Source organism: Streptosporangium sp. NPDC002607 (genome assembly GCF_053592655.1).
In genome coordinates this window covers 94,471-100,470 of record NZ_JBSFWD010000037.1, presented here as the reverse complement: position 1 = coordinate 100,470, position 6,000 = coordinate 94,471, and the positions used below count along the sequence as shown (strand labels likewise).

Genomic DNA, 6,000 nt, shown 5'->3' with positions numbered 1-6,000 from the left:
CCCGCGTCACGGGCACGCGGGATCCGCCACGGCGGGCCGGGTGGAGGAATCAGGCGAGGTTCAGCTGCCAGGAGACGCCGAAGCGGTCGTTGGTCCAGCCGAAGCGCTTGCTGAAGCCGTAGGAGCCGAGCGGCATCAGCGGCTCGCCGTTCTCCGACAGCGCCGCGTACAGGCGCTCGATCTCCGCCTCCGACTCGCACTGCACGTACAGCGAGACCGACGGGGTGAAGGTGAACGCGTGCGACACGTTGCTGTCGATGGCCATGTACTCCTGTCCCGCCAGCGTGAACGTGGCGTGCTGCACACTGCCCTCCGCGCCGGGCCCCTCGGGGCCGTAGCGGGCAATGGCCAGGATCTCCGCGTCGTCGAACAGCGACATGTAGAACGTCATTGCTTCTTCTGCCGCGCCCTCGAACATCAAGAAAGTAGTGATTTTTTGTGACATCGGGTGGACTCCTAGCGAGGTGCGTTAAAGGTGATGATGTTCCTGGCGATGGGAACGGCCTGCTCGTCAGCGGCCCCGACTCCGGACCGGATCGCCAGGAACGTCGACGTGCGCACGTGAAGACTATTTCAGTTTCACCTTATATAAGTCAAACTCGATATAGTGGCGGGATCGCCACCCAGAGGCGGGCAGCTGACGAGACGTCGGCGTGGAAACCGGATCCGCCTTCCAGCTGGGCACCTCCGGGCCGGTGAGCACTCCGGGCGAGGTCCGTCTGTTTCCCGCCCCGCGCCCTGGAGCACCCACAGCACGTCACTCCGACGATCCGGGCTGCTGGAGCCTGCCGTAGCGCTACGGCCACCGGCCCCGACCGTTTCACGGCCCCTTTGGGGTGCTTCGCATCGGCGCCGGCCGCTCAGCTCTCCGAGGATGCTACCTCTGCGGCCAACCACGCTCGGAACGTTCACGGTCATGCTTCAGAGCAAGGCGTACGGCGAAGTAGATGACCAGGAACTGAACGAGAGCGCCAAGCAGCATGAAGAGCACGCTCACGCCCGTGGCGCCGAAATTCATGATCTCTCCCTCATCGCCGTGTGATCAGCCTGCCCGCCCTGGCCCACGCTGTCCACCGTCGATCCCACGACAGGCGCTGTCTTCAAGCCAGTGATGCGGCGCCGAAGCCGGCACCACCCTCATGCGGGCTGATCTCCGTACGGGGTCGGGGGCGATCGACGAGCCATGCCTCGTTCCCCAGTACGGCTTACCAGGTAGCAGGACCGCGCCGACGCATCCCAAGCGTGCCCGTCAGGAGGGTCACCATGGGGAATCACGGGCAAGGTGAAACCGCCCCCGACCTGGAACGCGGCAGCCCGAGGGGCGAGTGCCGAGATCTTCAAAGGATTCAGTCGTCGCCGGATGTCGAAGCTGGAGAAAGTTCACGCCGAAGAGGACGTCCGGTGATTCCGAGATCTCGCCTCGCAGATTCCATTACGAGATATCGGGCCTGCCGCTTCACACTTGGATCAGTAATGCGATCAGGGCTTCTCAGGCCGACATGCAGAGCGTACGTGTAGTCATGTGCGCTCTGAGCCAATTCAGGCGAACAGACGAGTTCAACATTTTTCTTGGCCAGCCACAACTGATGGAGGCTTTCCTTCGAGTCCACTTCACCTGGTGAATCCTTAGATTCAGCGTGTTCGTCCAGGGCCATCTCGATCCGCTGAGCCACATCGAGAAAAGAAAGGATGGCGACTTTCCGTTCAGTACGCATAACGACAAGCCGGTCGTGTTCCAGACGCTTCCTATCAACACGTGTGGCCAGGTGCTGACCTAGGAGAGTTCCGCCTGTCCCCAGTAACACGCCGAGCAGGGGCAGAACAGTTGTACTGAGCGTCTCCCAATTCATACACCGAATGATCCAGGAGCGATGGTGTCTTGTATAGAGCGGGACATCGACCCCTTCCCTATGCCTCGATCCCATTGCCACACGAGTACTACTCTCACGATTGCCCGACCATGGTTGGCCGTCGGACGTGGTCGAGGGCGATCGACGGTCTGCGGCTTCGTTCCTCGACCTCGGCCCACCGAGCAGCGTGGCCGGCCCTAACGGCAAGGCTGCAGCGAGCAGGCAGGATTTCAAGATCCGGACTATGCGCGGATCGCCTCCCCTGGACGGGACCGGGGCAGCGTCCAAAGCACCAGGTCAGAGCGCCACGAAAGCCAATAAGCGCCGTCCACTTCCAATCCGATGATCACAGGTGAATCCTGCAAGGCTAAGGACCACTTTGGTCGGCCAACAGAAAAGGGGAGCGCCGGTGAGCTGCGCAACACCGACGGATTACGCCTGGTTCATCGAGGAGTACGAGAAGGACAGCGACCTGATCGGAGTGACGTTCGTGCGGGGCCTGCCCCCTGAGGAGGCACTACACCGGATCGGCGCCACCCCCGGTGACATCTCCCGCGAATGGGGCATCGCCGCCTACGCGGCAGACGGAGGAGCGGTCCTGATCGACTACCACTGCCAGGATCTCCCGGAGGCGCTCTCCCATGAGACGCAGACGGCGAGGCTCATCACCGGCATCACCATGGACGAGCACTTCGTCTACTCGGTCGACGAGGTGGTGACCACACGGTTCGAGCCGTTCTTTCCCAGCGAGCGGAACGGCAGCGATCCGGACCGTCTGCTGGCCCATATGCGGGATCTGGGCATGCCGTTGGACGGGGAGGAGTTCACCGACACACGGGTCTCCACCGCTCTCGTCATCGCCCTGGCCGCACGGGCCACCGGGGTCACCTTCACACCGACTCACTACGCGGCGGCGCCCATCGTCGGATCCATTGACTGCCCGGACTGATCGAGGATGAGCTGCCCGTTGCATTTCCCGTTGCAGCCCCAGGACGTTCCAAGCGGTTCAGGATGGACCGCCCACACCCACTGACCTGCATTGAACTGTCCGGAACAGCACAAGATCGATCTTTTAATCCGTAGGTTCTGGGTTCGAATTCCAGGCGCCCTGTCACTCCTGACCAGGAATTAAGGCCCTGAGCTGGGTCTTTGCTCCTGTCGGTCTTCCCGGCACATGCGGCCGGATGCAATTCCGGGCCACCGTTCACGGAACACACGTGGAACGGAACCAGCGGCGTTTTCCCCGTGGCATCGGGAATTTCGGAAGCACGCGAAATGATTTCGGAGAGCCCGGAGCCGGCACGACGAAGGACCCCGAGGGATGCCCGGGGTCCTTCGTGTCGCACTGCCAGGGGCCACGTCGACAGCGCTTCCACGATCCGTTTGTCTGCCATCTTGTGTTGCCCGCCGACGCACCGGGCGTAGACCCTGAGCAGCACATCCACCTCGTGCCCGACCCGCTCGGCGGCCTCCGGCGCATGCACCCTGGCGTTCAGGCAGAGCAAGACCACCGCGTGCCGCGGGTCGTACAGCTACCACGTCGGCGGTGAGGCTACCTGTTCAGGAGTGATGGCGCAGATGTTGGACCATAGGCTCGGCGCTCTGCACCGCCTCACAGTCCTGCGTCCACTCAGCGGCCGGGCATGCGGCCTGGAGGGTCGGTCCCGGCAGCCAGCGGCTCGGGCCGCACCAATGCACGGCATCGGTCCGAATCACGACTCCTTAGGTATCCCTGACCTTCTTCCACACAGCCTCATTCGGCACCGCATACCATTTCCCCATGATTGAGGCGATCTTGAGCATTCCTATGGCTTTTGCGCTCGGCTCCATAGGATTCGCGGCACGATCAGCCCCGGACGGTCGCCACACCCGCGTACAGCTGCTCCACCTGGTCTATGGATCGATTCTGTCGATGATCGGCATTATGGTGATGGCGCTCACCGCATGGTCCACACACGAAGACCAGCACTATGACGACTTCGGATCGGCATTGACGACCCTGGCAGCCCTGATGGGCGGGGCACTGTTTCTCTTCGGCTTGGGCCCGCTCACCTCATGGCTTCTGGGAATCCTCGGGCGACGCGCCGTACACCTGCCTCTGCCGATGCGCCTGGCGGCCCACGACGTGGCCGGCAATCGGGCTAGAACGGCTCCCGCGGTCGCGGCAACGATGGTCGCGACGGCCCTCGCAATCGCGGTAATGATCATCGCTGTCGCCACAACAGCACAGAACAGGGCGGAATATTATCCACAGGTCCGGTCCGGCGCCCTCCTGGTGCAGTGGTTCTCAGCGGAAGAAGCAGCTGCCGTACGTGCGGCCATCCAACAGGAGTTACCCGGAGTGCCCATTACGCAGGTCGATCGCCAGCGCGAGAACGGGCATTTCGGCCTAGACATCGAGAACGTAGAGTTTCCGGACCTGGAGAGCGTTGCTCCGGCCGGCATCATCGGCGACCACGCGCTGCTCCGTTATCTCACTGGAGACCCGTCGACGCCCTACGACGAGAACACAGCAGTAGTGGTCACGGCCGACGACGTGGAAGTCGACAAGGTGTCGATTCACTACGACTTCGACTTCGCCAGGAATGACGAGTCACTGTTGACCAAGAGCATTCCTGTAATCGTCGTCAAGCCCGCCGACCCTCACATGGAGGAGCTCTTCCTCCCAGCGAAGATCATGCGAGATCTCGGCTATCACTTGGAGCCCGATAAAATGATCATCGACCCCTCCATTCATCGAACCTCCATGATCGAACAGGAGCGGCTCGACCGTCGGCTGGGTGACACCGCAACCACGTACGTCGAGCGAGGGTTCCAGGCTTCGACCGGCTGGTGGGTCTTCGTTGTGGCAGCGGTTGTCGTCGCCCTCGGCAGCGCATTGGCCGCGACCGGCCAGGTCGGCGACTCCCGATCGAGACGTGTGCTTCTACGGGTCGGCGGCGACTTGACCGCGCCTCTGCGATCACTCGCCGCCTGCCGTGCGGGACTCAGCGCGGCCTGCGGTACGGCGATGGGCGCAGCCGCCGGGTGCACGATCGGCCTGCTCCTCGTATGGCCGATGACGGCCTCGGTCGAATGGGATCCGATGCCACGGGTGGCCTTCGATACCCCGTGGTCGCTGATCGCCGCTCTGGTCGTCGGTCTGCCCGTTCTCGCGGCGGTTATCGCCGGTCTTGCCTCACCCGGTATGACCGCCCGGGTAGTGCCGGCGGACGAGACTCGGGTGTCGCGGTAGAGCATTGCGCACCTACCACACCAACGATCACCTCCACTCGGCTGATGACCGCTTCTGCGTACCCGTCGGGACGGAGGGACAGCAGGAAACCATGGGGACTCATAGGCCTCCAGCAATCCCGGCGCGGTTCAGTTTGCCGTGGCCGGGGGCGATCGGTGCGCTGGGTTCGTTCCTCACCCCGGCTCACCGAGGAACATGGCTGGCCTATCGCCGCAATGCTCGTATCACCAACACAGTCGCGACAGCGACCAGCACCACCACAGCGAGAATCAGCAGCTCAAACCAGCCCAGCCCGAACATGCATGCGCCTTTCGCACTCACCGAACCCGGACAGCATCCCCGTTCAGAGCGCTAGCCGGCACCCGGCGGGAGAGGCGCGTGCGTTCGCACAGGTCTCTTAGCCGTGTCCGTTTGCGCCAGGTGGACGCTTACCGCTCAGGAATCAAGTACGGCGGCGATGGCTTCGATCTCAACGAGCTGGTCGTCGTAACCAAGCACGGTGACTCCCATCAAGGTGCTCGGTACGTCATGCTCACCGAACGAGTCCCGGACTACCTCCCAGGCAGCCACCAAATCCTCTTGCCGGGTGGATGCGACAAGAACCCTTGTGCTGATGACGTCCTGCAATGATGCGCCAGAGGCAGTGAGAGCCGCCTGCATGTTCTCGATGGCTTTCGCTGCTTGGCCCGCGTAGTCCCCAATCGCTGCCGTCGAGCCGTCCTCGTTCAGGGGACACGCTCCGGCGAGGAAGATGAGTCGTGACTCGGCAGGCGCCGTGGCTGCGTAAGCGTACTGGGCGACGTCGGACAGAGAAGCGGAGCGGATCAAAGTGATGGCGCTAGGCATGGTCATTCAGTTCCTTTCATATCGGACACAAAGCGACCATCCTGACATAGGCATTCTGACTGCCGCCTC

At 62.9% G+C, this 6,000-nt stretch carries 6 protein-coding genes; 3 read left to right on the top strand and 3 right to left on the bottom strand.

Annotated elements, in window-relative coordinates; translation table 11 throughout:
* Positions 1–49 precede the first annotated feature (49 nt).
* Positions 50–445: a VOC family protein gene (locus ACWD3H_RS33335; protein ID WP_451957804.1), complete on the bottom strand. Its 396-nt coding sequence runs from the start codon at positions 443–445 to the stop codon at positions 50–52.
* 471 nt (positions 446–916) lie between these two features.
* Here ACWD3H_RS33335 and ACWD3H_RS33330 point away from each other — a divergent pair, with 471 nt between their 5' ends.
* On the top strand, positions 917–1,042 hold the full coding sequence (locus ACWD3H_RS33330) for a hypothetical protein (protein ID WP_350923701.1): 126 nt from the start codon (positions 917–919) through the stop codon (positions 1,040–1,042).
* A gap of 304 nt (positions 1,043–1,346) precedes the next feature.
* On the opposite strand, the gene ACWD3H_RS33325 is transcribed toward ACWD3H_RS33330, so the two are convergent.
* Positions 1,347–1,850: a hypothetical protein gene (locus tag ACWD3H_RS33325; protein WP_451957803.1), complete on the bottom strand. Its 504-nt coding sequence runs from the start codon at positions 1,848–1,850 to the stop codon at positions 1,347–1,349.
* 409 nt (positions 1,851–2,259) lie between these two features.
* Between ACWD3H_RS33325 and ACWD3H_RS33320 the strand changes: the two genes are divergently transcribed.
* Both ACWD3H_RS33320 and ACWD3H_RS33315 read left to right on the top strand, forming a co-directional pair.
* On the top strand, positions 2,260–2,799 hold the full coding sequence (locus ACWD3H_RS33320) for a DUF6461 domain-containing protein (RefSeq protein WP_451957802.1): 540 nt from the start codon (positions 2,260–2,262) through the stop codon (positions 2,797–2,799).
* 831 nt (positions 2,800–3,630) lie between these two features.
* A complete protein-coding gene (locus ACWD3H_RS33315) occupies positions 3,631–5,085 on the top strand; it encodes a hypothetical protein (protein WP_451957801.1) in 1,455 nt (484 codons plus the stop codon).
* A gap of 435 nt (positions 5,086–5,520) precedes the next feature.
* Here the strand turns inward: ACWD3H_RS33315 and ACWD3H_RS33310 are convergent, their stop codons facing one another.
* Positions 5,521–5,931, bottom strand: coding sequence for a RidA family protein (locus ACWD3H_RS33310; protein ID WP_355557416.1), 411 nt, complete (start codon positions 5,929–5,931; stop codon positions 5,521–5,523).
* Positions 5,932–6,000 lie beyond the last annotated feature (69 nt).

Coding starts and splice junctions, on each gene's coding strand:
- ACWD3H_RS33310 (WP_355557416.1), bottom strand. CDS start 5,931: ATGCCTAGCGCCATCACTTTGATCCGCTCCGCTTCTCTGTCCGACGTC.
- ACWD3H_RS33315 (WP_451957801.1), top strand. CDS start 3,631: ATGATTGAGGCGATCTTGAGCATTCCTATGGCTTTTGCGCTCGGCTCC.
- ACWD3H_RS33335 (WP_451957804.1), bottom strand. CDS start 445: ATGTCACAAAAAATCACTACTTTCTTGATGTTCGAGGGCGCGGCAGAA.
- ACWD3H_RS33325 (WP_451957803.1), bottom strand. CDS start 1,850: ATGAATTGGGAGACGCTCAGTACAACTGTTCTGCCCCTGCTCGGCGTG.
- ACWD3H_RS33330 (WP_350923701.1), top strand. CDS start 917: ATGCTTCAGAGCAAGGCGTACGGCGAAGTAGATGACCAGGAACTGAAC.